Genomic DNA, 21341 nt, shown 5'->3' on the forward strand with positions numbered 1-21341 from the left:
CATGCGCTGGAGCGACGAGGCTCCGGCGTGCCCAGACGGAAGGTGCGACTGGACGACTCTTCGAGCCTAGCCGTTGAGCCGCGGAGGCTCGGGAGGCGGGCCACATTTGCCGTCCCTTGCGCGGTGGGTGGCGCTTTGCTACGGGCGACGGGAGGTCTCGACGGCGCAGGAGCGTGATACCGCGGCAGGGGCCGGGCCGCGGATCGCTCCGCCGCCCGGCCCCTGCCGCGACGATCGTCAGGCCGTGAGAGCGGGAAGGCTCTTGCGACTCGTGAGGACCTGGTCGATCAGCCCGTACTCGAGCGCGTCGCTCGCACCGAGGATCTTGTCGCGGTCGATGTCCTTCTTGACCTGCTCGACTGAGCGGTTGGAATGGCTCGACAGGGTCTCCTCCAGCCACTCGCGCATCCGCATGATCTCGGCGGCCTGGATCTCGATGTCCGAGGCCTGCCCCCCGCCCTGCTGCACGGCTGGCTGGTGGATGAGGATGCGCGCGTTCGGCAGCGCGAGGCGCTTGCCCGGCGTGCCAGCGGCCGTCAGCACCGCCGCGGCCGAGGCCGCCTGCCCGAGCACCACGGTCTGAATGTGCGGGCGGATGTACTGCATCGTGTCGTAGATCGCCGTCATCGCCGTAAAGGAGCCGCCCGGCGAGTTGATGTACATGACGATGTCGCGGTCCGGGTCCTGGCTCTCGAGCACGAGGAGCTGGGCCATGATGTCGTCCGCGGAGGCATCGTCGACCTGCACGCCGAGGAAAATGATGCGGTCCTCGAAGAGCTTCGCGTACGGGTCCTGGCGCTTGTAGCCGTAGGCCGTGCGCTCCTCGAAGGTGGGGAGGATGTAGCGCGAGGACGGTGCGGCTCCCGAGCCGAATGCCGTTCCGCCGAAGGTGGGTGTGGTCATTGTCTGTTCCTGATCTCTCGGCGCGTTCGCTGGACTACTCGTCGATGGCGGTTCCGCCACCGCCGGTCACGTCGGACGCCGACGAGCGGATGTGGTCAACGAAACCGTAGGCCAGAGCCTCCTCGGCGCTGAACCAGCGATCGCGGTCGCCGTCCTCGTTGACCTGCTCGACGGTCTTGCCGGTCGCCTTCGCGGTGATTTCGGCGAGACGCTTCTTCATGTCGAGGATGAGCTGCGCCTGGGTCTGGATGTCGGAGGCGGTGCCCCCGAAGCCGCCGTGCGGCTGGTGCAGGAGCACTCGCGCGTTCGGGGTGATGTAGCGCTTGCCCTGCGTTCCGGCGGTGAGAAGGAGCTGCCCCATCGAGGCCGCCATCCCGATGCCCACGGTCACGATGTCGTTCGGGACGAACTGCATTGTGTCGTAGATCGCCATGCCCGCGGTGATGGAGCCACCGGGCGAGTTGATGTAGAGGAAAATGTCGCGCTCGGAGTCCTCGGCTGCCAAGAGCAGGAGCTTCGCGGCGATCTCGTTCGCGTTTTCGTCGCGCACCTCGGAACCGAGCCAGATGATCCGGTCCTTCAGCAGGCGGTCGAAAACACTGTTGGGCATAACCATGTCGGCCATGTATTGCTCCGTTTCAGTTGTCGCTTCGGAGGTGAATCTATCGGACGGTGCCGCGCCGATCCGACCGTGTTCGCCGGGGGCGGAGCCGAAGTCGTTCGTGTTCGCCCGCGGCGGACCGGCGGGCCGATGACGACAGAAGCCGCCCTCCGACGGATCGGGGGCGGCTTCTGTTCGTGCTGCGAGGACTACTCGGCGACCGGGGTCTTCTCGGCGGGAGCGGCGTCCTTCTTCTTGGCCGGGGCGCGCTTCTTCTTGGGGGCCGCTACGGGCTCCTCCTCAGCGGCGGGCTCGGCGGGTACCTCGGCATCCTCGGTGGCCTGCGTCTCCTCCACGACCTCGGCCTCGTCCGAGACGGCGGTGTCGGGCTCGGCGGTGTCGGGCTCGGCGGAGTCGTCGTCGCCCGGCACCGCGGTGAATGACGTGAGGTCGACCGGGTTGCCCTCCGTGTCGGTGACCTTCGCCTTGCCCAAGACGATCGCGAGGGCCTTGTTACGGCCGACCTCGCCGACCATCTGGCCGATCTGGTTGTTCTCGGACAGAACCTTAATGAACTCGTTGGGCTCCATGCCGTACTGAGCGGCACCCTGGATGAGGTATTGCATGAGTTCGTTCTGGCTGACCTGCACCTTTTCCTGCTCGACGACGTGGTCGAGCAGGATCTGGGTCTTGAAGGTCTTCTCGCTGGCCTCGGTCACCTCGGCGCGGTGCTCCTCATCCTCGAGGCGATTCTCGCCCTCGAGGTGGCGGTGCACCTCGTCCTCGACGAGGGATGCGGGCACCGGAACCTCAACGAGCTCGAGCAGCGCGTCGACGAGCTTCTCGCGGGCTTCGCCGCCCTGAGCGAACGTCTTCTGCTCGGCGGCACGCTCCTTGAGGGAGGCGCGCAGCTCGGCGATGGTGTCGAACTCGCTGGCGATCTGAGCGAAGTCGTCGTCGGCCTCGGGGAGCTCGCGCTCCTTCACGGCGCCGAGCGTGATGGCGATCTCGGCCTGCTCGCCGACATGATCGCCTCCGACCAGCGGAGCCGAGAACGTCGTGCTCTCGCCGGCAGTCAACGAATCGAGCGCCTCATCGATGCCCTCGATGAGCCGACCCGAGCCGAGTTCATACGAGACGCCCGTCTCGCTGTCGACCTCGACGCCGTCAATGGTCGCGATCAGGTCGATCTGCACGAAGTCGCCGAGAGCCGCGGGGCGGTCAACGGTGACCAGAGTGCCGAAGCGTCCGCGGAGCGTGTCCAACTCGGCCTCGACGTCGGCGTCGGTGACCACGTCAGCGTCGACCGTCAACTCAATGCCGTCGTAATCAGGCAGGGTGATCTCGGGCCGGACATCGACCTCGATGGAAAGCTCGAGGTCGCCGGTGAAGTCCTTCTCGCTCGGCCAGGTGACGATGTCGGCCTGCGGGCGCCCCAGCGGGCGGACCTCGGTCTCGCGGACGGCCTCGCGGTAGAAGCCATCGAGGCCCTCGTTGACCGCATGCTCGAGAACGGCTGCCTTGCCGACGCGCTGATCGACGATGGCCGGCGGGACCTTGCCCTTGCGGAAGCCGGGGACGTTGATCTGCTCGGCGATGTGGCCGTAGGCGTGCGTGATGCTGGGGCCGAGTTCGTCCGGGGTGACCGAAATCGCGAGCTTCACGCGCGTCGGGCTCAGCTGTTCTAGCGTGGTCTTCACGTGAGGGGATCTCCTGTGCTGGTTGGTGTCGGCGCCGGATGACCGGTCGTCACGGGTCGATGTCGTCACGATGAGGTCTCGTGGTCGGGGCGACAGGATTCGAACCTGCGACCTCCCGCTCCCAAAGCGGGCGCTCTAGCCAAGCTGAGCTACGCCCCGAATGCGCGGGCCTGGGCACCGTGCTGATGAGACTCTCATCGAGCCGTCCCCGCACGTCCGCTCGCGCAACACGCCGAAATGGCCTTCGCAAGTGTACTGCACGGAGGCTCCGACGATCCGAACCGCGTGACGCGGACGAACGGAGTGTCCGCGGTTCGCCGTCGATGTACTACGCTGTCCTGGTGCCCGGTCAAAAGACCCGGACACGCCGAATATCCGCCGATAAGGGCCGGAATTCGGGGCTGTAGCTTAGTGGTAAAGCCTCTGTCTTCCAAACAGATGATGCGAGTTCGATTCTCGTCAGCCCCTCCACCACCTCACAGTTCCTCCATGTCACTCCGCGCCGCGGTGCTCCTCGGTCAGCGTGAGGTACGAGGCAGCGTTGTGGCGGATGCTCGCACGCTCGTCCTCGGACAGTTCTCGGCGCACCTTCGCCGGGACGCCAGCCACGAGGGAACCGGGCGGCACGATCACACCCTCCAACACCACGGCGCCTGCCGCGACGAGCGATCCCGCCCCAACGACGGCACCGTTCAGAACCGTCGCGTTCATCCCCACGAGCACGCCGTCCTCGAGAGTGCAGCCGTGCAGGACGGCGTTGTGCCCGACCGACACGCCCGCGCCGATCGTGGCGTCGAAGCCTTCATCGACGTGCACGATGACACCGTCCTGCAGATTGCTGCCGTCACCGACCTCAATCCGCGCATTCTCCGCGCGGAGGACGGCTCCGTACCAGACGCTCGCCCGCTCGCCGAGGACCACCGAGCCAACGACGACGGCCCCGGGCGCTACCCAGGCCGAGCCGGCGATCACCGGCGTGCGCCTCCCGGACAGGGAGAGGACGCGAGCGCCCTGCGCAGGAGTCGATGACATCGGATAATCCTTTCAAAAGTCTTTCAGCGCCCCGAAGTCTTTCAGCGCCCCGCGCGCAGCCACGCGAGCACGGCCAGGACGCGCCGATGGTCGGAGCCCGAGTCCTCGAGTCCTAGCTTCTGAAAGATCGCGGTCACGTTCTTCTCGACGGCACCGACGCCGACGAACAGGGCCGTGGCGATGCCGGCATTCGTCCTGCCCTGCGCCATCTGCTCGAGCACCTCCCGTTCCCGGGGCGTGAGGGCGGCCAGCGGGTCACGATTGCGTTGCAAGAGGGAGGCGACGACCTGCGGATCCAGCACCGTCCCTCCGGCGTGGACGCGCTCGACAGCGTCGCGCAGCTCGTCCACCGACGCGACCCTGTCCTTGAGCAGGTAGCCGAGGCCACCGTCGCCCGAGCCGAGCAACTCCTGGGCATAGGTCACCTCGACGTACTGGCTCAGCAGCAGGACGGCGATCGCGGGGTGACGGCGGCGGATGTCCAGCGCCGCACGCACGCCCTCGTCCCGGAAGGTCGGTGGCATGCGGACATCGAGGACCGCGACGTCGACGGCTCCCGGATCGCGAGCGAGGTCGGCGAGCAGGCTATCGGCGTCGCCGAAAGCCCCGACGGACTCGAAGCCTGCGTCCTCGAAAAGGCGGACGAGACCCTCGCGGAGAAGAACCGAGTCCTCGGCGATGGCAACGCGGATCACGGGCACCTGCTCAGGATAGGACTCTCGGACGGAAGGGGACGTGGACGCCGATCGTGGTCGGCCCGCCGAGCGGCGAGTCGACCGTCAGCAGCCCCTGCAGTCCCCGGACCCGCCCGCCTATCCCCTCGAGGCCGTGACCGGTGACCGCGGTGGCGCCGCCGACTCCATCGTCAACGACCCAGGCGTCAAGCCAGCGCTCCCCCGCCGGCCCCGCATCGCGGATGTCGAGGTGCACCCGGATCGAGCGCGCGGAGGCGTGCTTCGAGGCGTTCGCGAGCAATTCGGCGAGGACGAAGTAGACGCTGCGCTCTACCTCGGGCGGCACGTCGGCCACGGAGTGCTCGGTCAGCACCTCGACGGGGACCGGGCTGAGTGCCGCGAGCGAAAGCACGGCAGCCTCGAATCCGCGGTCCTGGAGAATCGGTGGCGCCACACCTCGGGAGAGCGCGCGGAGCTCATCGAGCGCAGCCCGCACGTGCTCACGCGCCTCGTCGACGAGAGTTGCGGCCGAGTCCGGGTCGGCGGCGATCCGGGTACGGGCGGAGGCAAGATCCATCTGCACGCGCAGGAGCCGCTGCTGGGGTCCGTCGTGAATGTCGCGCTCGAGCTGCCGCAGTGCTCGGTCCTCGGCGGCGACCGCCGCGCCGCGAGAAGCGCTGAGTTCGGCGACTTCGCGCTGGAGCGCCTCCGACTCCCACGGCCCGAGCAGCAGACGGTCGACGAGGAACCGCGCGAGGGTGAGACCGCGGGTCACGAAGGGGAGCGTCGTGACGAAGAGCACTGTGACCGCGACAGCGGCCGCGGTGACGAATCCGTCTGGCGGCTCCGGTGCGCCGAAAAGGTCCGCCGCCTGCGATGTCACCACCTCCACCACCCGTGAGCTGCCACCGTCGAAAGCTGAGACGAGGGTGCCGGGACCCGCTCCGACCCACAGCACCAGGACGAGACCGAACAGGATGGCGAGCAGCGGAGCGACGACGAGCGTGTGCAGGAGCGCCAGCCAGTAGTGGCCGTCGATCACCGGACCGTAGAGCGCGAAGGTGGCGGGAGTGACGGAGGCAGGCGCCCTCCGCCACTGTGGCTGCTGCACGGAGGGTCGACCGGCCAGGACGTCCAGGCCGACCGCCGCCCGCGAGAAGAACCGTGCTGCGTAGAGGGCGGCGGGGAGGAAGACCAGCCCGATGAGGACGCCGAGCAGTCCGAGCGAGAGCACGAGCGCGACTCCCGCGCAGAACGAGCCGAGGATGGCGAGCGGGACGGCGAGCACCAGAGAAAGCACTTCACGGGGCACTCCGCGCCACAGCCGGAGGTAGGCGCGGGTGGCCTCGCCGAGAGCCGATCTCGCGTCGCTCATCCGCTCCTCCGATCCGTCTCCGCGCGCCGCGGTAACCCGGTCGAGCGTACCGGCGTGCAGACCAGCGGTCCCGGCGGCGGGCCCACGAATCGCAGGCGGGTGAGCCTCACCTTCGCCCGACTGAGCCGAGCCTGCGCTTGCTTGCGGCGGCTCAGGATCTGCGTAGTCTCGACAATCAATCACCCCCTTTCGGAAGGAAGACGATGTCCACCACATCCGTCCCGTCGCTCACCTCGTCGAACCCGGATGTCGCATCCGGAGTCGCGCAGTTCCTCAGCCCGGTCGTCATCGAGATGACCGCCCTCGCCGTCAACGGCAAGCAGGCGCACTGGCACGTCCGCGGCGCAAACTTCATCGGCGTGCACGAACTGCTCGACGCGATCGTCGCCCGTGCGATCGAGTGGGCAGACCTGGCCGCCGAGCGCGTCGTCGCTCTGGGTCTTCCCGTCGACGCGCGCATTCAGACGGTCGCCTCGGCCACGCAGTCCGAGCCACTCACCCCTGGTTTCCAGCGCTCCGAGAACGCCATCGTCGAGATCATCCGGCAGATGGACGTCGCAATCGCGACCGTCAATACCGCCATCGCCGAACTCGCCGAGATCGACGCGAGCAGCCAGGACGTCGCAATCGAGATCGGCCGTGGTCTCGAGAAGGACCGCTGGTTCCTCTTCGCCCACGTCAGCGAGAGCTGAGCGCGCTCCCTCGGACGGCCTGCCGGATCTCTGGATCCTGCAGGCCGTTCGTCATTCCTCCGCGGGATGCCACTTGTGACGCCGTTCTTCGGCGTGTCGCGTACCCAGGAGGCATCTCGCGAGAGGGAGAACCCGGGCGCGTCAAAGTTCGTGAGTGATGCGCCCGGCCAGGAGGGTCGCGGCGACCGGCATCGAGCGCAGGGCCCCCGCGTCGGCCGTCAGAGGGTCGCGGTCGACGACCACGAGGTCCGCCACGTCACCCGGCTGCGGGCACAGGCGGCGCACGCGCGTGGACGCGGCAATCGCCTCCTCGACGCTCACCCGCTGCTCTGGGTGCCACGGCTCGTCACCGGGGAGCGCGCGGGCGACGGCCGCCGAGATCGCGACCCACGGGTCCAGCGGAGCGACCGGCGCGTCCGAGCCGAGCACGACCGTCGCTCCGGAGTCGAGCAGGGAGCGGAGCGCGAACGCGCGGCCGGTACGGCCCGCCCAGTACCGGTCCGCCACGTCGTGGTCGTCGAGCGCGTGAGCCGGCTGAACCCCCGCCTCCACTCCGAGCGCGGCGAAGCGCGGCAGGTCTGCGTCGGAGAGCAGCTGCGCGTGCTCGATCCGGCCGCCGCCGATCCGGCCGAGCGCGTCGAGGGCGATGGTCGCCGCGGCGTCGCCAATCGCGTGCACGGTTGAACGAATGCCGCCCGCCGCCGCCCGGGCGAGCAGCGCGTCGAGTTCGGCCGGGTCGACCGTGAGCGCACCGCGCCCGTCGTCTCCGGCATAGGGATCAACGCAGTACGCCGTACGGGTGTTCAGCGATCCATCGATCAGGACCTTGAGCGGACCCATCCGCAGGAGGCCGGCGCCGCCGGGGAGCTCGTCGCCCGAGCGGAGCCCCTCGGCTAGCGCGCGGTCCAGGTGGTCGCGGTAGACGCCCGTCTCGACGCGCAGGGAGCGGATACCGCTGCCGACCCGCCGGGTCCAGTCCTCCGCGTTCCAGCGCATCTCGAGATCGACCACTCCGACGACGCCGCGCGCCGCCGCCCGCCGCGACGCCGTATCGGCGAGCACGTCGAGGTCTTCGTCGCTGAGGGCCCCGAGCGCGGTCACCAGCGCGAAGCACGGGTCCTCGCGGAGAAGGTCGTCGTGCACGGGGAATCCGTAGCGCCGGTAGGCGGCGGTGTTGAGCCACGCGCAGTGCAGGTCGCCGCTGATCAGGACGACGGGTCGCTCCGCGGAAACCTCGTCGAGCAGCGCCGTCGTCGGCGGCTCGGCCCAGAGCCCGTCGCGGAAGCCGAAGCCCACCAGAGTCGCGGGTCCAGGAGCGGTGATCAGCCTCGCGCGCACCGACTCCGCGACCTCGCGAGGGGAACCGGCGGTCGACACATCGAGCCGCGGCGCGGTCATCGCCCACTGCGAGAAGTGCACGTGCTCATCCCAGAGACCAGGCAACAGCCAGCGACCGTCGAGCTCGCGCACATCGTCGCCGCGGCCAGCCTCGACTCCCGTTCCCATCGCCTCGATCCGCCCGCCGCGCAGCAGCACCGACACCGGCTCCGCCGTCCCGGGCAGGCGCGCGCCGCGCAGCACGAGCCCGGAGCCACTCCGCTCATCGGGGGCGCGGTCCTGGGTCACCGGCTCTTCTGCTCCACTCATGACTGGCACACTGGGCACCAGTACAGCTTGCGCGCGCCGATCTCCTCGAGCAGGACGTTCGTCCCGCAGACGCGGCACGGCAGTCCTTCGCGCTTGTAGACGTAGTGACGTTCGGCGCGACTGCGCACAGCCGCGGAGCGCTCGGAGGCGGTCAGGCCGCGCCGGGTCATCATCAGCCCCGTGCGGATGCCATCCTCCAGCAGGTGCGCCCAGTCGGTCCACAGTTCGCGCGCTACCTCGAGCGGCACCTGCTTGCCCGGCACGTGCGGGTCGAGCCCGGCACGGTACAGCAACTCGGCACGGTAGATGTTGCCGATGCCGCTCACCACCGACTGGTCCATCAGCACCAGGCCGACCGGAGTGGCGGTCTTGCGCAGCCGGTTCACGAACCGGTCACGGGCCTCGTCAGAGGCGTCGGTCGCCGGATCCGGGCCGAGTCGAGCGATCAGGGCCTCCACCTGGGCAGGGTCCATCACGTCGCAGGCGGTGGGGCCTCTCAGATCAGCCACGGTCTCCTCCGTCTGGAGGCGCACGCGCACGGCACCCACGGGCGGCGGCGGGAACTCCTCGAGGTCGTCGTCGGACTCGTGCTCGGTCTCGGAGAGGCGCACCGCGCGGCGACGGCGCGGCGCCCCGATGCTGCTGCCCGCCGTACCGTCCGGGAACAGCGGCGAGACACGGCCGAGGAAGTCCCACGCTCCGTAGAGACCGAGGTGGACGTGCAGGGTGAGCTCACCCTCGAAGCGCAGCAGCAAGTGCTTGCCGACCGCAGTCGACTCCTGCACCTCGCGGCCGTCGAGGAGCGCCGCTCCCTCAGCGAAGCGACCCTGCGGACTGCTCGTCGCGACTCGGTGGCCGACGACGTCGCGCTCGAATTGCAGAGCGATCCGGTGGACGGAGTGGCCCTCGGGCACTCAGCGCTCCTTGGCAGCGGAGTCGACGACCCGGCCGGCGATGTCGCCGGTCGCCTCGTACTCGGCCAGCTGCGCGATCCGGCGCACGTGCCGCTCCTCGAAGCTGAACGGCTCGGCGACGAACGCATCGATGAAGCTCGTCGCCTCTGCGACCGAATGCTGGCGGGCGCCGATCGAGATCACGTTCGCGTCGTTGTGCTGACGGGCCAAGACCGCTGTGCTGAGGTTCCAGACCAGCGCGGCCCGCACTCCCGCCACTTTGTTCGCGGCAATTTGCTCGCCGTTGCCGGAGCCGCCAAACACGACGCCGAGGGCCTCGACGCCCGCCTCCTGATCGCGCACGACCGCCGCCGCGGCGTTGATGCAGAAGGAGGGGTAGTCATCGAGCGGGTCGTAGGACGTCGGTCCGTGGTCGATCACGTCGTGACCGGCGGCACCGAGGTGCTCGATCAGGTGCCGGCTGAAGTCCAGCCCTGCGTGGTCCGTTGCGATGTGGATGCGCACGCGCTCGTCCTCCGAAAAAGCCGTCTGGGGCCCGTGGAGCCGGGGCCGGGAGTCAGAGTACCGCGGGCGCGGTCAGTCGAATTGCGGGTCGCGTGTGCGCGAGCGCTTCAGCTCGAAGAAGCCGTCGTACGAGGCGGCTGCGACAATGCCGTCCCATAGGGTCAGCGCCTGCTCGCCGCGCGGGGTGGGTGAGATCACCGGGCCAAAGAACGCCACATCACCGATCGCGATGACGGGCGTGCCGACGTCCTGGCCGACGCGGTCGATGCCGTCGGCGTGGGAGGCACGCATCGGTCCGTCGTACTCGTCCGAGTCTGCGAACGCCGCGAGGTCGGCGGGCAGGCCGACCTCGGCGAGCGACTCCGCGATGATCGCGTCCACATCACGGCGGCCGCCCACGTGGATCCGCGTGCCGAGCGCGTCGTACAGCGGCTTGACGTGCTCTCGGCCCTCGCGCTCGGCGACGGCAGCGACCAGGCGGGTGTAGCGCAGCGCCCGCGGGAAGAATGCGCGGTACGACTCATCGACATCCTTGTCCTCGTTGAGGACGGCGAGGCTCATGATGTGCCACTGCACATCGAGATCGCGGGCGGGGGCTACCTCGTCCACGAAGCGCGAGGTCATCCAGGCCCAGGGGCAGGAGGGATCGAACCAGAAAGTCACGGAGGTCATGAGGCAACGCTACGCCGCACCGACGACTGCCGCTCCGCGTGACGTCCACCGATCGCGGCCCGCGAGGAGCCGCCGGCAGGGCCCCGCGGGCTCCTCCCCGCACCACCGGCGGCTCTAGGCTGGATCGGCGGCGTCCGTCCTCAGGCGCCCCGCGGCAGCGCCCGAGACGAACGGATGGAGCACCCCTGTGCCAGGAGACAACCTCACCCGGAGCGAGGCGCAGCAGCGCGCCTCGCTGATCCAGGTCCACGACTATGACATTGCTCTCGACCTGACCCGGGGTGCCGAGACCTTCTTGAGCACGACCACGGTGCGCTTCTCCGCCACCGAGGGCGCCGCGACCTTCCTCGACGCGATCACGCGGACGGTCCACTCCGTCACCCTCAACGGCGTCGAGCTCGACCCGGCCGACGTCGCCGACGGAGTGCGCATCCGCCTCGACTCGCTCGCACAAGAGAACGAGCTGCGGGTCGTCGCCGACGCGATGTACACCAACACCGGCGAGGGTCTGCACCGCTTCGTCGACCCGGTCGACGGCGAGGTCTACCTGTACTCGCAGTTCGAGGTTCCCGACTCCCGCCGCGTCTTCGCGGTGTTCGAGCAGCCGGACCTTAAGGCGGCTTTCCGGTTCACCGTCACCGCTCCGACCACCTGGCAGGTCATCTCGAACCAGCCGACTCCGGAGCCGGTGCCCGCGGGTGAGGGTGCCGCGACCTGGAGCTTCGAGCCCACTCCGCGCATCTCGTCGTACATCACCGCCCTCATCGCCGGACCGTACGTCGTCAAGACCGACTCGCTGGTGTCGTCCGACGGCCGGACGATCCCCCTCGGCGTGTTCGCACGCGCCTCCCTCGCGCCCTTCCTCGACGCGGACTATGTGTTCGAGAAGACCAAGCAGGGCTTCGCCTTCTACGAGGAGAAATTCGGCGTCCCGTACCCGTTCACCAAGTACGACCAGCTCTTCGTCCCGGAGTTCAACGCGGGCGCGATGGAGAACGCGGGAGCGGTCACCTTCACCGAGACCTACGTGTTTCGCTCCAAGGTCACCGACGCGATCAAGGAGCGCCGGGTCGTCACGATCCTGCACGAGCTCGCGCACATGTGGTTCGGCGACCTCGTCACCATGAAGTGGTGGAACGACCTCTGGCTGAACGAGTCGTTCGCCGAGTACGCCTCCACACTCGCTACCGCCGAGGCCACCGAGTGGACCGAGGCGTGGACCACTTTCGCCGCGATGGAGAAAAGCTGGGCGTACCGCCAGGACCAGCTGCCGTCGACGCACCCGATCGTCGCGACGATCAACGACCTGGAGGATGTGCAGGTCAACTTCGACGGGATCACTTACGCGAAGGGCGCCTCCGTGCTCAAGCAGCTCGTGGCGTGGGTCGGCGAGAAGGAGTTCCTCGCGGGCGTCCACGAGTACTTCGTGAAGCATGCGTTCTCGAACACGGAACTGCGCGATCTGCTGGTCGAGCTCGAGGCCACCAGCGGCCGGGATCTCACCGAGTGGTCGGCGCAGTGGCTCGAGACCGCCGGAGTGAACACGCTGCGCCCCGAGATCGCCGTGGATGAGAACGGGGTCATCGCGTCGTTCGCGATCCTGCAGAGCGCCGTCGAGGACTATCCGACCATTCGGCCGCACCGCCTGGCGATCGGCCTCTACGACTTCGAGGGAGAACGCCTTGTGCGCGTCGACCGACTCGAGCTCGACATCGACGGAGAACGGACCGAGGTGCCCGAGCTGATCGGGCGCTCCCGTCCGGCCCTCGTGCTGCTGAACGACGATGACCTCGCCTACGCGAAGATCCGTCTCGACGAGGCCTCGCTCGCCATCGCCATCGAGCACCTCGCGGGCATCGAGAGCCCGCTTGCCCGCTCGCTGGTCTGGGGCTCGGCCTGGGACGCGACCCGCGACGCCGAGTCGTCCCCGCGCGACTTCGTACGCCTCGTGCTCGGCAACATCGCCACCGAGACCGAATCAACGACGCTGCGCACCGTGCTCAACCAGCTGGTCATCACCGCTACCCAGTACGTCGCGCCCCAGTACCGGGCCGAGGTCGTTCAGGAGGCCGGCGATGCGCTGTGGACCTTCGCCCAGAACGCCACGGGCGGCAGCGATGCGCAATTCCAGTTCGTGAAGTTCTTCGCCGCGATCGCATCGACGCCTGCACACCTCGAGGCCGTGCAGGCGCTCCTCGACGCCAGCACAGCCCTTGAGGGACTCGATATCGACACGGACCTCGGCTGGGAGCTGCTCATCGCTCTCGTCGCGGGAGGACGAGCCGGCACCGACGAGATCGACGCGGCCCTTGCGTCCGACAACACCGCAACCGGGCAGCAGTCGGCCGCGCACGCACGCGCCGCGCTGCCGACCGTGGAGGCGAAGCGCGCGGCGTGGGAGTCGGTCACCGCCGACGACTCGGCGCCGAACACGATCGTCCGCTCGACCGGCCTCGGGTTTCAGCGCGTGTCGGATCCGCATCTACTCGACGCGATGGTGCCGGTCTACTTCGACGCTCTGCGCTCGCTGTGGGAATCGAAGAGCTACAAAATCGCGGAGTACCTGATCGTCGGGTTCTACCCGGCGGCGACGCCCACACCGGCGATTGTCGACGCGACGCGCGAGTGGCTCGACGCGAACCCGGACGTGCCGGCACTGCGCCGTCTCGTGATCGAGAACCTGGCCGCGGTCGAGCGCGCGCTGCGCGCTCAGGCGCGCGACGCCCGCGACTGACCGCCGCCGCGGCTGATCCCTGCTGCTCGAGGACCCCGCGCAGCGGTCGAGTCCCCCCGCCTAGTGCTTCGGCACCGGGCGGGGGGCGGGTCCGTCGTACGCGGACAGCGGTCGGATGAGCGCGTTCGATGCGCGCTGCTCAAGGACGTGGGCCGTCCAGCCCACCACGCGTGCCGCAACGAACAGTGGGGTGAAGATCTCGGTGTCGAAGCCCATCAATCGGTACGCCGGTCCCGACGGGTAGTCGAGGTTCGGCAGGATGCCCGTCCGCTCGGCCATCGCCTCCGCCAGCGCGTCGTACAGCTCGATCAGCGCGCCCGCGCCCTCGTGCTCCACCAAGCGGCGCAACGCCGCCTCCATCGTCGGCACGCGCGAATCGCCCGACTTGTACACCCGGTGCCCGAAACCCATCACCTTGCGCCGCTCGCCCAGGGCCGCCGCGAGCCACTCCTCCGACCGCTCCCGCGCCCGCGGACCCGGACCAATCTCATCCAGTACATGCAGGACCGCCTCATTCGCGCCGCCGTGCAGCGGACCCTTGAGCGCGCCGACCGCCGCGGTCACGGCCGAGTAGACGTCCGAGAGCGTCGAGGTCACCACTCGCGCCGTGAAGGTCGACGCGTTGAACGAGTGCTCGGCGTACAGCACCAGCGAGACCCGGAAGGCGTCGACCACGACCGGCTCGGGCACCGCGCCGAAGGTCGTCCAGAGGAAGTTCTCGGAGTAGTCGAGGTCGTCGCGCGGCTCGATCGGCTCGAGGCCGTGCCTGCGGCGCTGGGCGTAGGCGACGATCCCCGGTAGCGCCGCCCACAGCCGCACGGAGCGCTTGAGGACGGCCTCTGACGCATCGGCATCGGCGTGCGGATCGAGAGCGCCGAGGACGCTGACCGCCGTCCGTACGACGTCCATCGGGTGCGCGGACGCGGGGAGCAGGTCGATCACCGCGCGAACCTCAGGGAGGAGAGGGCGATACTCCCGCTCACGAACAGCGAGCTCGGCCGATTCCGCCACCGAAGGCAGCTCACCGTGCCAGAGCAGCCACGCCACGTCCTCGAAGGAGCACTGCGCCGCCAGCTCCTGCACGGGGTAGCCCCGGTAGAGCAGCGAGTTCGACTCCGGATCGACCTTCGAGATCGCCGTCGTGTCGACGACGACCCCCACGAGTCCCTTGCGAATGTTCTGGTCGGTGGTGCTCATCCTTCGCTCCTTCGAGAGTGTCGGCGGCGGCGCAGGAACGCCCCCGGGTCAGGCGCCGTAGTGGTCGGCGAGGGAGAAGTCGAACACGCCCTCGTCGAAGCGGCTGTAGGACGCGTAGTCGAGCAGGTCGTACAGCTCGGCGCGGGTCTGCATGCCGGGCACCTCGGAGCGGAGTGAGCCCTCGGCTTTCAAGGTGTCCAGAGCGCGCATCGCCGCGCCCATTGCGATCCGCAGCAAAGAGACCGGATGGATGACCACATTCACGCCGACGTCGGCCAGTTGCCGCGCGGTGAAGAGCTCGCTCTTCCCGAACTCAGTCATGTTGGCCAGGATCGGCACGTCGATCGCCGCGCGGACCGCCTCGAACTCGCCGAGATCGCGCATCGCCTCGGGGAAGATCGCGTCGGCACCGGCATCGACGAGGCGCTTCGCCCGGTCGATCGCGGCGGGCAGGCCGTCGAGAGCGCGGATGTCGGTGCGGGCCATGATGACGAGGTCCGGGTCGCGCCGTGCATCGACCGCGGAGGCGATTCGGCGCACCGAGGTGACGTCATCGACCACCGCCTTGCCGTCGAGGTGCCCGCAGCGCTTGGGATTGACCTGATCCTCAATGTGCAGCCCCGCCACTCCCGCGTCCTCGAGCATCTGCACCGTCCGCGCCACGTTCAGCGGCTCGCCGAACCCGGTGTCGGCGTCGACGAGGACCGGTAGATCCGTCAGCCGCGCAATCTGCTGCGAGCGGCTAGCCACCTCCGTGAGCGTGGTCAGCCCGATGTCCGGCAGGCCCAGCTCGGCCGAGAGGACGGCTCCGGACACGTAGATTCCGTCGAACCCTTTGGCCTCGATCAGCCGCGCCGAGAGCGGAGTAAAAGCACCGGGAAGGTGCAGGAGTTCCCCGGAAGCGAGGCGCTCGCGGAACACGCGCCGCTTCTCCGTAGGAGTCCGGGTGGAGTGCAGCATCAGCGGTCCTTCCCCTGGGGGGCGAGAGTGGGGGCCTGGGAAAGCCCGCTTCGAATCTATACGCGCGGCGGCGCCGGTGGCCCACGACGACGGATCCGCCTCCGCAGGCGCCGCGAACCGACCGCTTCTCGGTCTCGTCAGCGGTCCGCCGGACTCGCAGCGAGGCGTCCCGTAGCCTGGTCTGGCCATGCTGTTTCTCGAGACCTCCACCCCTGATCCCGTCGCTGCCACCGTGTCGTTCTTCGACTCACCCGCCTTTTGGAAGATCATCGCGATCCTCGCGATCGTGCTCGGCGCGTTGCTCGTACGTCTCGTCGCGCACTTCGTCATTGGGCGCGTTGTCGACCAGATCGTCTCGGGCGTCAAGCGCCGTCAGCGGGCCGAGGACACCCAGGCGATCGCCGCCTCACCGCTCGCCGCCGTGCGAGTCGTCCAGCGCACCCGCACACTGGGGTCAATCCTCAACAACATCAGCTCGATCCTCATCGTCGTGATCGCTCTGGTGATGATCATCAGCACCATCGATAAGGACCTGATCGGCTCCTTCGCCCTGCTCACCGCCGCACTCGGCGCAGGTTTGGGCTTCGGAGCCCAGAACATTGTTAAGGACGTTCTGAACGGGCTCTTCATGGTCGCCGAAGACCAGCTCGGCGTCGGGGACGTCGTCGACACGGGCCAGGCGACCGGCGTCGTGGAATCGGTCGGAGTGCGCGTCACACAGATCCGCGATGTCAACGGGACCCTCTGGTTCGTCCGCAACGGCGAGATCGTGCGCGTGGGCAATATGTCGCAGGGCTGGTCGCGGGTCATCGTCGATCTCGCGGTCCCGTACGAGAGCGACCTCGAGCAGGTGCAGTCGAGCGTCCTCGCCACCGCGAACGAGCTGGCCGCCAGCAGTCGCTGGCGCGCGCGCGTCATCGACAAGCCGGAGCTGTGGGGCCTGGAGTCGATCGCCGACGATGCCCTCGTGATCCGCGTCGTGATGAAGACCCGCACGACTGCCAAGGACGACGTCGCCCGCGAACTGCGCCTGCGCCTGAAGAAGGCACTCGACGCGCTCGACGTCAAGCTGCCCTCGCTCTCGACCGTAGTTCTCGAAGGCTTCGAGGGAGCGACGAGCGTCGGCGGCGCGAAGCCGCCACGGACGACGCCCTCGCCGACCGTCACGACCGAGCACGGCAAGCCGGTCCGTCTCCCCCGCCCCCTCCGGCGCTCCGAGAATTCGCAGTCCCGTGACGACGGAGGTACCACTCCTCCCGCCCAGGGACCACGCTCATGAGCGGCATGCAGATCAGCGGAACGCCTGGGCTCCGCAGCTTCTGGGAGCACATCGGCGGCCGACCGACGTTCGAGCGGCTGGTACGCCGTTTCTACGAGGGCGTCCGCGAGGACGACGTGCTCTGGCCGATGTATCCCGAGCACGATCTCGAGGGCGCGATCCACCGCCTCACGGGGTTCCTGGAGCAGTACTGGGGCGGCCCCAGTACGTACAGCGCGGAGCGCGGGCACCCGCGCCTGCGGATGCGACACCAGCCGTTCCGCGTGAACCCCGAAGCGCGCGACCACTGGTTGCAGCACATGCGCATCGCGGTCGACGAACTCGAATTGGCACCGGCAGACGACGCTCTGCTCTGGGACTACCTGGAGCGCGCCGCCCACGCGATGGTGAACACCTTCGAGGAGTAGAGGCTCCTGGCAAGCGGGCCCCAGACCACCTGCGGCGTCGGGGCCTTAGCCCGGAGTGCGCACGAGGACGTGCCCGCGACGCGAGGTGAGCCGGCGCCACGCTCCGCTCTCGAGCAACGCCACCGGATCGTCTGGACCGAGGAAACCGAGCGCGAACAGCGCGAACGCCGCCCCCGCAGGCACGTCCTCGAGCCCGTCCAGCGGACGTCCCCACACGGTAGATCGCACACGACCGACGATCTGCTCCCCGGTCTCCGAGCCCACGGCCGCCGCGATCTCCTCGATACCCTCGCGGGCGACGCGCTCGAGGAAGAGCGGATCCACCGGCTCCCGTCGCGTCCAGCCCCCCCGTGGCGGAGACACGCCCGCCCAGGGACCAGCAGTGGCGTCGTCGCCATCGGGCAGTACGACCGGCTTCCCCGCGGCTCCGCCCGGCTCCCACTGCAGGCGCGCCAGACGGTCGGAGAGAGCGCGGATCGGCACGACCCGGTCGAATGTGGCGGACTCGTCGAGTGCGAACACCCGGAGCCCGAGAACAGTGGCCGAACGGTCGAGCAGACCGCGGGGCTGCAGGATCGGCGTGTAGGCGGCCAACACGTGGTCGTCGGCGAGGAGTCGGACCGCGCCGTCCTCGACGCGCGCCGAGCGACCGAGGAAGACGCGCAAGTCTGAGAGGCTCGGCGGATCCGCCAGAGAGAAGGACGAACTCATCGCGCCCATAAACTTACCCGAGGCCGCGCGCCCCGCTGCCCGACACCCCGGAGGTCCCGTGCCCGATCCCCTCTCCTCGTTCCTCACCGCGCTCGACCTTGTCGACACGGGTGCCCGCACCAGCGAGGACATCTCGACGGGCCCCTCCCAGTGGATGCCTGAGGGACGGGTTTTCGGCGGGCAGGTACTCGCGCAGTCGCTGATCGCTGCCGGACGCACGGTCGAGAACCGCGCGGTGCACTCGATGCACGGCTACTTCCTCCGCCCGGGCGACGTCACCCTCCCGATCACGTTCTCGGTCGATCGGATCCACGACGGCCGCTCCTTCTGCACCCGGCGGACGCAGGCCTACCAGAACGGCCAGCCGATCCTCTCGATGATCGCCTCGTTCCAGACGGAAGACTCCGGCCTCGACCACCAGGCACCGATGCCCGAGGGCGTCCCCGACCCGGAGTCCCTGCCGACAACGGCCGACGTGCTCGCCGAGGTGAATCATCCCGTCGGCAGCTTCTGGGCGACGCAGCGGCCGTTCGACGTCCGCCACGTCGAGCAGCCCGTCTACCTCCGCGCCGATCCCCACCGCATCGCCCACCAGAGTGTCTGGATGCGCTCGCTCGGGCCTCTCCCCGACGACCCGATGCTGCACCGCGCAGCCCTGGCCTACGCGAGCGACTATACGATTCTCGAATCGACCCTCCGCCGGCACGGAGCCTCCTGGACCACGCCGGGACTACGGATCGCGAGTCTGGACCACGCGATGTGGTGGCACCGTCCGGCCCGCGTCGACCAGTGGCTGCTCTACGTGCAGGAGGCGCCGAGCGCGTCCGGCGGGCGCGGCCTCTCGCTCGGGCGGATCTACACGCACGAGGGCACGCTGATCGCGAGCGTGGCGCAGGAGGGCATGGTGCGGGTACCGCTCGAGTGAGCGCTCAGCCGCGCTTCGAAAACGCCACCGGCTCCTCGACGTAGGGAGCCCACGCCTGGCGCAGAGCCTCCGGGATGCGCTCAGGACGCCCGGTGGCGGCGGTGACGAGAACCAGGGTCGTCGCCGCCCTGGTGTAGAGCACGCGCGGAACAACCCCCTCGGGTGAGTAGAGCTGGTAGCAAACCTCGAGGCTCGCTCCCCCGATCCGCCCAATCCACAGCTCGACGTCGATCGGCGCCCGCATGTACGGGATGGGAGCTAAGTACTCCACCTCCTGCCGCGCGATCAGCGTGATCGACGCTGCGCCCGGACGTGCGTCCAGCACCGCCGTCGCTCGCCCGCCCGGCTGGGGAGAGTCGGGTCTCCAGAACGCCTGGATGCGCGCCTCCTCGAGCAGGCGCAGCATTTCGGCATTGTTGACATGCGCGTAGGCGTCGAAGTCCGACCAGCGCAGCGGGATGGCGACGTGCAGGCGCATCAGTCGCGGGTGAGCTTGCGATACGCCGACCGGTGCGGCTTAGCGGCGTCGGGGCCGAGCCGCTCGATCTTGTTCTCCTCGTACGCCTCGAAGTTGCCCTCGAACCAGTACCAGTTGGCCGGGTCAGCCTCGGTGCCCTCGTAGGCGAGGATGTGGGTCGCGATCCGGTCGAGGAACCACCGGTCGTGAGTGATCACGACCGCGCAGCCGGGGAATTCGAGCAGCGCGTTTTCGAGGCTGCCGAGGGTCTCGACGTCGAGGTCGTTGGTGGGCTCATCGAGCAGCAAAAGATTGCCGCCCTGCTTGAGCGTGAGCGCGAGGTTGAGGCGGTTGCGCTCTCCGCCGGAGAGGACGCCGGCTTTTTTCTGCTGGTCCGGGCCTTTGAAGCCGAACTGGGAGACGTACGCTCGCGACGGGATCTCGGTCTTGCCGACGGTGATGTAGTCGTGGCCGTCCGACACGACCTCCCAGAGGTTCTTCTGCGGGTCGATGCCGCCGCGGCTCTGATCGACGTACGAAATGTCGACCGTCTCGCCGATCTTCAAGTCGCCGGAGTCGAGCGGCTCGAAGCCGACGATCGTCTTGAACAGCGTGGTCTTACCGACGCCGTTCGGCCCGATGACGCCGACGATGCCGTTGCGGGGCAGGGTGAAGCTGAGGTCGTCAATGAGGACGCGCTCGCCGAACTGCTTGTGCAGCTTCTTCGCGTCGATCACCTGGGCGCCCAGACGTGGACCGACCGGGATCACGATTTCGTCAAAGTCGAGTACCCGAGTCTTCTCGGCCTCGGCCGCCATCTCCTCGTAGCGCGCCAAGCGCGCCTTCGACTTGGCCTGACGGCCCTTCGCGTTGCTGCGTACCCAGTCGAGTTCGGTGGTGAGGCGCTTGGCAAGCTTGGCGTCCTTCTTGCCCTGCACCTCGAGGCGTGCGCGCTTCTTTTCGAGGTAGGTCGAGTAATTGCCCTCGTAGGGATAGAGATGGCCGCGGTCGACCTCGGCAATCCACTCCGCGACGTTGTCGAGGAAGTACCGGTCGTGGGTCACAGCGAGCACGGCGCCCGGATACTTCGAGAGGAACTGCTCGAGCCAGAGCACGCTCTCGGCGTCGAGGTGGTTAGTGGGCTCGTCGAGCAGCAGCAGGTCGGGCTTCTGGAGGAGGAGCTTGGTGAGTGCCACGCGGCGCTTCTCGCCTCCGGAGAGATTCGTCACGAGCGAATCGCCCGGCGGGGTGCGCAGCGCATCCATCGCCTGTTCCAGTTGCGAGTCGAGGTCCCAGGCATCGGCGGCGTCGATCGCCTCTTGCAGCGTGCCCATTTCGGCAAGGAGGCTGTCGAAGTCGGCGTCCGGGTCGGCCATCGCGAGCGAGATCTCGTTGAAGCGGTCGATCTTGCCCTTGATCTCACCGACGCCCTCCTGGACGTTCTCGAGCACCGTCTTGGTCTCGTCGAGCTCCGGCTCCTGCATCAGGATGCCGACGGAATAGCCCGGGCTCAGCCGCGCCTCGCCGTTACTGGGAGTGTCCAAGCCCGCCATGATTGTGAGGATCGTCGACTTGCCCGCGCCGTTCGGGCCGACCACGCCGATCTTCGCTCCGGGCAGGAACGACATGGTCACGTCGTCCAGGATCAGCTTGTCGCCGACCGCCTTACGCGCGCGCACCATCGAGTAAATGTATTCAGCCACACCAAGTCCTCAAGTTCCGAAGGTCTGCGCGGAGTCACGTCGCCCACTCGGCCGGTGCTCCGCGCGAAGACGGAGATTCAGGCTGGGGCGGAACGCCGGGCCTGACCCGCACGCGGAGCGCGAGGCGCGGGACCGTCCGCATGTTCGAGGATAACGGGAAGTCTGATCGCTGGGTCGTCGGCGGCCGGTCGGCCGCGAACGTGCTGACTCGCCCTCCCCCGCTGACCGGGAATCGGAGGGGAGGGCGCGTCAGC

At 68.7% G+C, this 21341-nt stretch carries 20 protein-coding genes and 2 tRNA genes; 6 read left to right on the forward strand and 16 right to left on the reverse strand.

Features of this window, described 5'->3' with window-relative positions; translation table 11 throughout:
• Positions 1 to 237 precede the first annotated feature (237 nt).
• The 4 genes from HRF29_RS02035 to HRF29_RS02050 form a co-directional block, all read right to left on the reverse strand.
• Entirely contained in the window at positions 238 to 903 is a 666-nt protein-coding gene (locus tag HRF29_RS02035) for an ATP-dependent Clp protease proteolytic subunit (RefSeq protein ID WP_173243913.1), read from the reverse strand.
• Between the two features lie 34 nt (positions 904 to 937).
• Positions 938 to 1588: an ATP-dependent Clp protease proteolytic subunit gene (locus HRF29_RS02040; protein ID WP_343043658.1), complete on the reverse strand. Its 651-nt coding sequence runs from the start codon at positions 1586 to 1588 to the stop codon at positions 938 to 940.
• A 125-nt stretch (positions 1589 to 1713) separates the two neighbouring features.
• Positions 1714 to 3204 carry a trigger factor gene (gene tig, locus HRF29_RS02045; RefSeq protein WP_173243919.1) on the reverse strand — a complete coding sequence of 497 codons (1491 nt, stop codon included), beginning with the start codon at positions 3202 to 3204 and terminating at the stop codon, positions 1714 to 1716.
• Between the two features lie 81 nt (positions 3205 to 3285).
• Positions 3286 to 3363 (reverse strand) — tRNA-Pro (locus HRF29_RS02050).
• Between the two features lie 238 nt (positions 3364 to 3601).
• On the opposite strand from HRF29_RS02050, the gene HRF29_RS02055 reads away from it, so the two are divergent.
• Positions 3602 to 3675, forward strand: a tRNA-Gly gene (locus HRF29_RS02055).
• Between the two features lie 21 nt (positions 3676 to 3696).
• Here the strand turns inward: HRF29_RS02055 and HRF29_RS02060 are convergent.
• Genes HRF29_RS02060 through HRF29_RS02070 form a run of 3 tightly spaced genes read right to left on the reverse strand, consistent with a single transcriptional unit; the run spans position 3697 to position 6285 of the window.
• Entirely contained in the window at positions 3697 to 4236 is a 540-nt protein-coding gene (locus tag HRF29_RS02060) for a gamma carbonic anhydrase family protein (RefSeq protein WP_173243922.1), read from the reverse strand.
• 41 nt (positions 4237 to 4277) lie between these two features.
• Positions 4278 to 4937: a response regulator gene (locus HRF29_RS02065; RefSeq protein WP_173243925.1), complete on the reverse strand. Its 660-nt coding sequence runs from the start codon at positions 4935 to 4937 to the stop codon at positions 4278 to 4280.
• 4 nt (positions 4938 to 4941) lie between these two features.
• Entirely contained in the window at positions 4942 to 6285 is a 1344-nt protein-coding gene (locus HRF29_RS02070) for a sensor histidine kinase (RefSeq protein ID WP_173243928.1), read from the reverse strand.
• A 203-nt stretch (positions 6286 to 6488) separates the two neighbouring features.
• On the opposite strand from HRF29_RS02070, the gene HRF29_RS02075 reads away from it, so the two are divergent.
• A complete protein-coding gene (locus HRF29_RS02075) occupies positions 6489 to 6977 on the forward strand; it encodes a Dps family protein (RefSeq protein ID WP_173243931.1) in 489 nt (162 codons plus the stop codon).
• Between the two features lie 141 nt (positions 6978 to 7118).
• Here the strand turns inward: HRF29_RS02075 and HRF29_RS02080 are convergent, their stop codons facing one another.
• From HRF29_RS02080 to HRF29_RS02095, 4 genes are all read right to left on the reverse strand, one after another.
• Positions 7119 to 8624 (reverse strand): amidohydrolase, encoded by a 1506-nt coding sequence (locus tag HRF29_RS02080; RefSeq protein ID WP_173243934.1) that lies wholly within the window; start codon positions 8622 to 8624, stop codon positions 7119 to 7121.
• On the reverse strand, positions 8621 to 9538 hold the full coding sequence (locus tag HRF29_RS02085; RefSeq protein WP_173243937.1) for a DNA-formamidopyrimidine glycosylase family protein: 918 nt from the start codon (positions 9536 to 9538) through the stop codon (positions 8621 to 8623). Before HRF29_RS02085 ends, HRF29_RS02080 begins: the two co-directional genes overlap by 4 nt.
• Entirely contained in the window at positions 9539 to 10042 is a 504-nt protein-coding gene (locus HRF29_RS02090; RefSeq protein WP_173243941.1) for a ribose-5-phosphate isomerase, read from the reverse strand.
• Between the two features lie 72 nt (positions 10043 to 10114).
• The gene (locus HRF29_RS02095) at positions 10115 to 10714 is read right to left on the reverse strand and encodes a mycothiol-dependent nitroreductase Rv2466c family protein (protein WP_173243944.1); all 600 of its coding nucleotides are present in this window, start codon (positions 10712 to 10714) and stop codon (positions 10115 to 10117) included.
• 187 nt (positions 10715 to 10901) lie between these two features.
• Here HRF29_RS02095 and pepN point away from each other — a divergent pair, with 187 nt between their 5' ends.
• Complete coding sequence (pepN, locus tag HRF29_RS02100; RefSeq protein ID WP_173243947.1) at positions 10902 to 13448, forward strand: aminopeptidase N; 2547 nt, start codon at positions 10902 to 10904, stop codon at positions 13446 to 13448.
• Between the two features lie 60 nt (positions 13449 to 13508).
• Here pepN and HRF29_RS02105 read toward each other — a convergent pair whose 3' ends face one another.
• Positions 13509 to 14645: a bifunctional 2-methylcitrate synthase/citrate synthase gene (locus HRF29_RS02105; RefSeq protein WP_173243950.1), complete on the reverse strand. Its 1137-nt coding sequence runs from the start codon at positions 14643 to 14645 to the stop codon at positions 13509 to 13511.
• 48 nt (positions 14646 to 14693) lie between these two features.
• Positions 14694 to 15605 (reverse strand): methylisocitrate lyase, encoded by a 912-nt coding sequence (gene prpB, locus HRF29_RS02110; RefSeq protein WP_173243953.1) that lies wholly within the window; start codon positions 15603 to 15605, stop codon positions 14694 to 14696.
• A 187-nt stretch (positions 15606 to 15792) separates the two neighbouring features.
• Between prpB and HRF29_RS02115 the strand changes: the two genes are divergently transcribed.
• Both HRF29_RS02115 and HRF29_RS02120 read left to right on the forward strand, forming a co-directional pair.
• Positions 15793 to 16884, forward strand: coding sequence for a mechanosensitive ion channel family protein (locus HRF29_RS02115; protein ID WP_173243956.1), 1092 nt, complete (start codon positions 15793 to 15795; stop codon positions 16882 to 16884).
• Complete coding sequence (locus HRF29_RS02120; RefSeq protein WP_173243959.1) at positions 16881 to 17291, forward strand: globin; 411 nt, start codon at positions 16881 to 16883, stop codon at positions 17289 to 17291. The genes HRF29_RS02115 and HRF29_RS02120 overlap by 4 nt, the downstream gene beginning before the upstream one ends.
• Before the next feature lie 45 nt (positions 17292 to 17336).
• Here the strand turns inward: HRF29_RS02120 and HRF29_RS02125 are convergent, their stop codons facing one another.
• Positions 17337 to 18011, reverse strand: a complete 675-nt coding sequence (locus tag HRF29_RS02125) for a DUF8185 domain-containing protein (RefSeq protein ID WP_484573222.1) — start codon at positions 18009 to 18011, stop codon at positions 17337 to 17339.
• Positions 18012 to 18060: 49 nt separating this feature from the next.
• Here HRF29_RS02125 and HRF29_RS02130 point away from each other — a divergent pair, with 49 nt between their 5' ends.
• Positions 18061 to 18927 carry an acyl-CoA thioesterase domain-containing protein gene (locus HRF29_RS02130; RefSeq protein WP_173243965.1) on the forward strand — a complete coding sequence of 289 codons (867 nt, stop codon included), beginning with the start codon at positions 18061 to 18063 and terminating at the stop codon, positions 18925 to 18927.
• A gap of 4 nt (positions 18928 to 18931) precedes the next feature.
• Here HRF29_RS02130 and HRF29_RS02135 read toward each other — a convergent pair whose 3' ends face one another.
• Both HRF29_RS02135 and ettA read right to left on the reverse strand, forming a co-directional pair.
• Complete coding sequence (locus HRF29_RS02135; RefSeq protein WP_173243968.1) at positions 18932 to 19405, reverse strand: acyl-CoA thioesterase; 474 nt, start codon at positions 19403 to 19405, stop codon at positions 18932 to 18934.
• On the reverse strand, positions 19405 to 21087 hold the full coding sequence (ettA, locus tag HRF29_RS02140; RefSeq protein ID WP_173243971.1) for an energy-dependent translational throttle protein EttA: 1683 nt from the start codon (positions 21085 to 21087) through the stop codon (positions 19405 to 19407). Before ettA ends, HRF29_RS02135 begins: the two co-directional genes overlap by 1 nt.
• Positions 21088 to 21341: the final 254 nt, after the last annotated feature.

Origin of the sequence: Rathayibacter agropyri (assembly GCF_013249015.1) — a bacterium.
Lineage (GTDB): Bacteria > Actinomycetota > Actinomycetes > Actinomycetales > Microbacteriaceae > Rathayibacter > Rathayibacter agropyri.

What these genes read in the sequence shown, in the direction of transcription:
- HRF29_RS02035 (WP_173243913.1), bottom strand. Translation starts at nt 903, where the DNA reads ATGACCACACCCACCTTCGGCGGAACGGCATTCGGCTCGGGAGCCGCA.
- HRF29_RS02060 (WP_173243922.1), bottom strand. Translation starts at nt 4,236, where the DNA reads ATGTCATCGACTCCTGCGCAGGGCGCTCGCGTCCTCTCCCTGTCCGGG.
- HRF29_RS02070 (WP_173243928.1), bottom strand. Translation starts at nt 6,285, where the DNA reads ATGAGCGACGCGAGATCGGCTCTCGGCGAGGCCACCCGCGCCTACCTC.
- HRF29_RS02075 (WP_173243931.1), top strand. Translation starts at nt 6,489, where the DNA reads ATGTCCACCACATCCGTCCCGTCGCTCACCTCGTCGAACCCGGATGTC.
- HRF29_RS02080 (WP_173243934.1), bottom strand. Translation starts at nt 8,624, where the DNA reads ATGAGTGGAGCAGAAGAGCCGGTGACCCAGGACCGCGCCCCCGATGAG.
- HRF29_RS02095 (WP_173243944.1), bottom strand. Translation starts at nt 10,714, where the DNA reads ATGACCTCCGTGACTTTCTGGTTCGATCCCTCCTGCCCCTGGGCCTGG.
- HRF29_RS02105 (WP_173243950.1), bottom strand. Translation starts at nt 14,645, where the DNA reads ATGAGCACCACCGACCAGAACATTCGCAAGGGACTCGTGGGGGTCGTC.
- prpB (WP_173243953.1), bottom strand. Translation starts at nt 15,605, where the DNA reads ATGCTGCACTCCACCCGGACTCCTACGGAGAAGCGGCGCGTGTTCCGC.
- HRF29_RS02115 (WP_173243956.1), top strand. Translation starts at nt 15,793, where the DNA reads ATGCTGTTTCTCGAGACCTCCACCCCTGATCCCGTCGCTGCCACCGTG.
- HRF29_RS02120 (WP_173243959.1), top strand. Translation starts at nt 16,881, where the DNA reads ATGAGCGGCATGCAGATCAGCGGAACGCCTGGGCTCCGCAGCTTCTGG.
- HRF29_RS02125 (WP_484573222.1), bottom strand. Translation starts at nt 18,011, where the DNA reads ATGGGCGCGATGAGTTCGTCCTTCTCTCTGGCGGATCCGCCGAGCCTC.
- HRF29_RS02135 (WP_173243968.1), bottom strand. Translation starts at nt 19,405, where the DNA reads ATGCGCCTGCACGTCGCCATCCCGCTGCGCTGGTCGGACTTCGACGCC.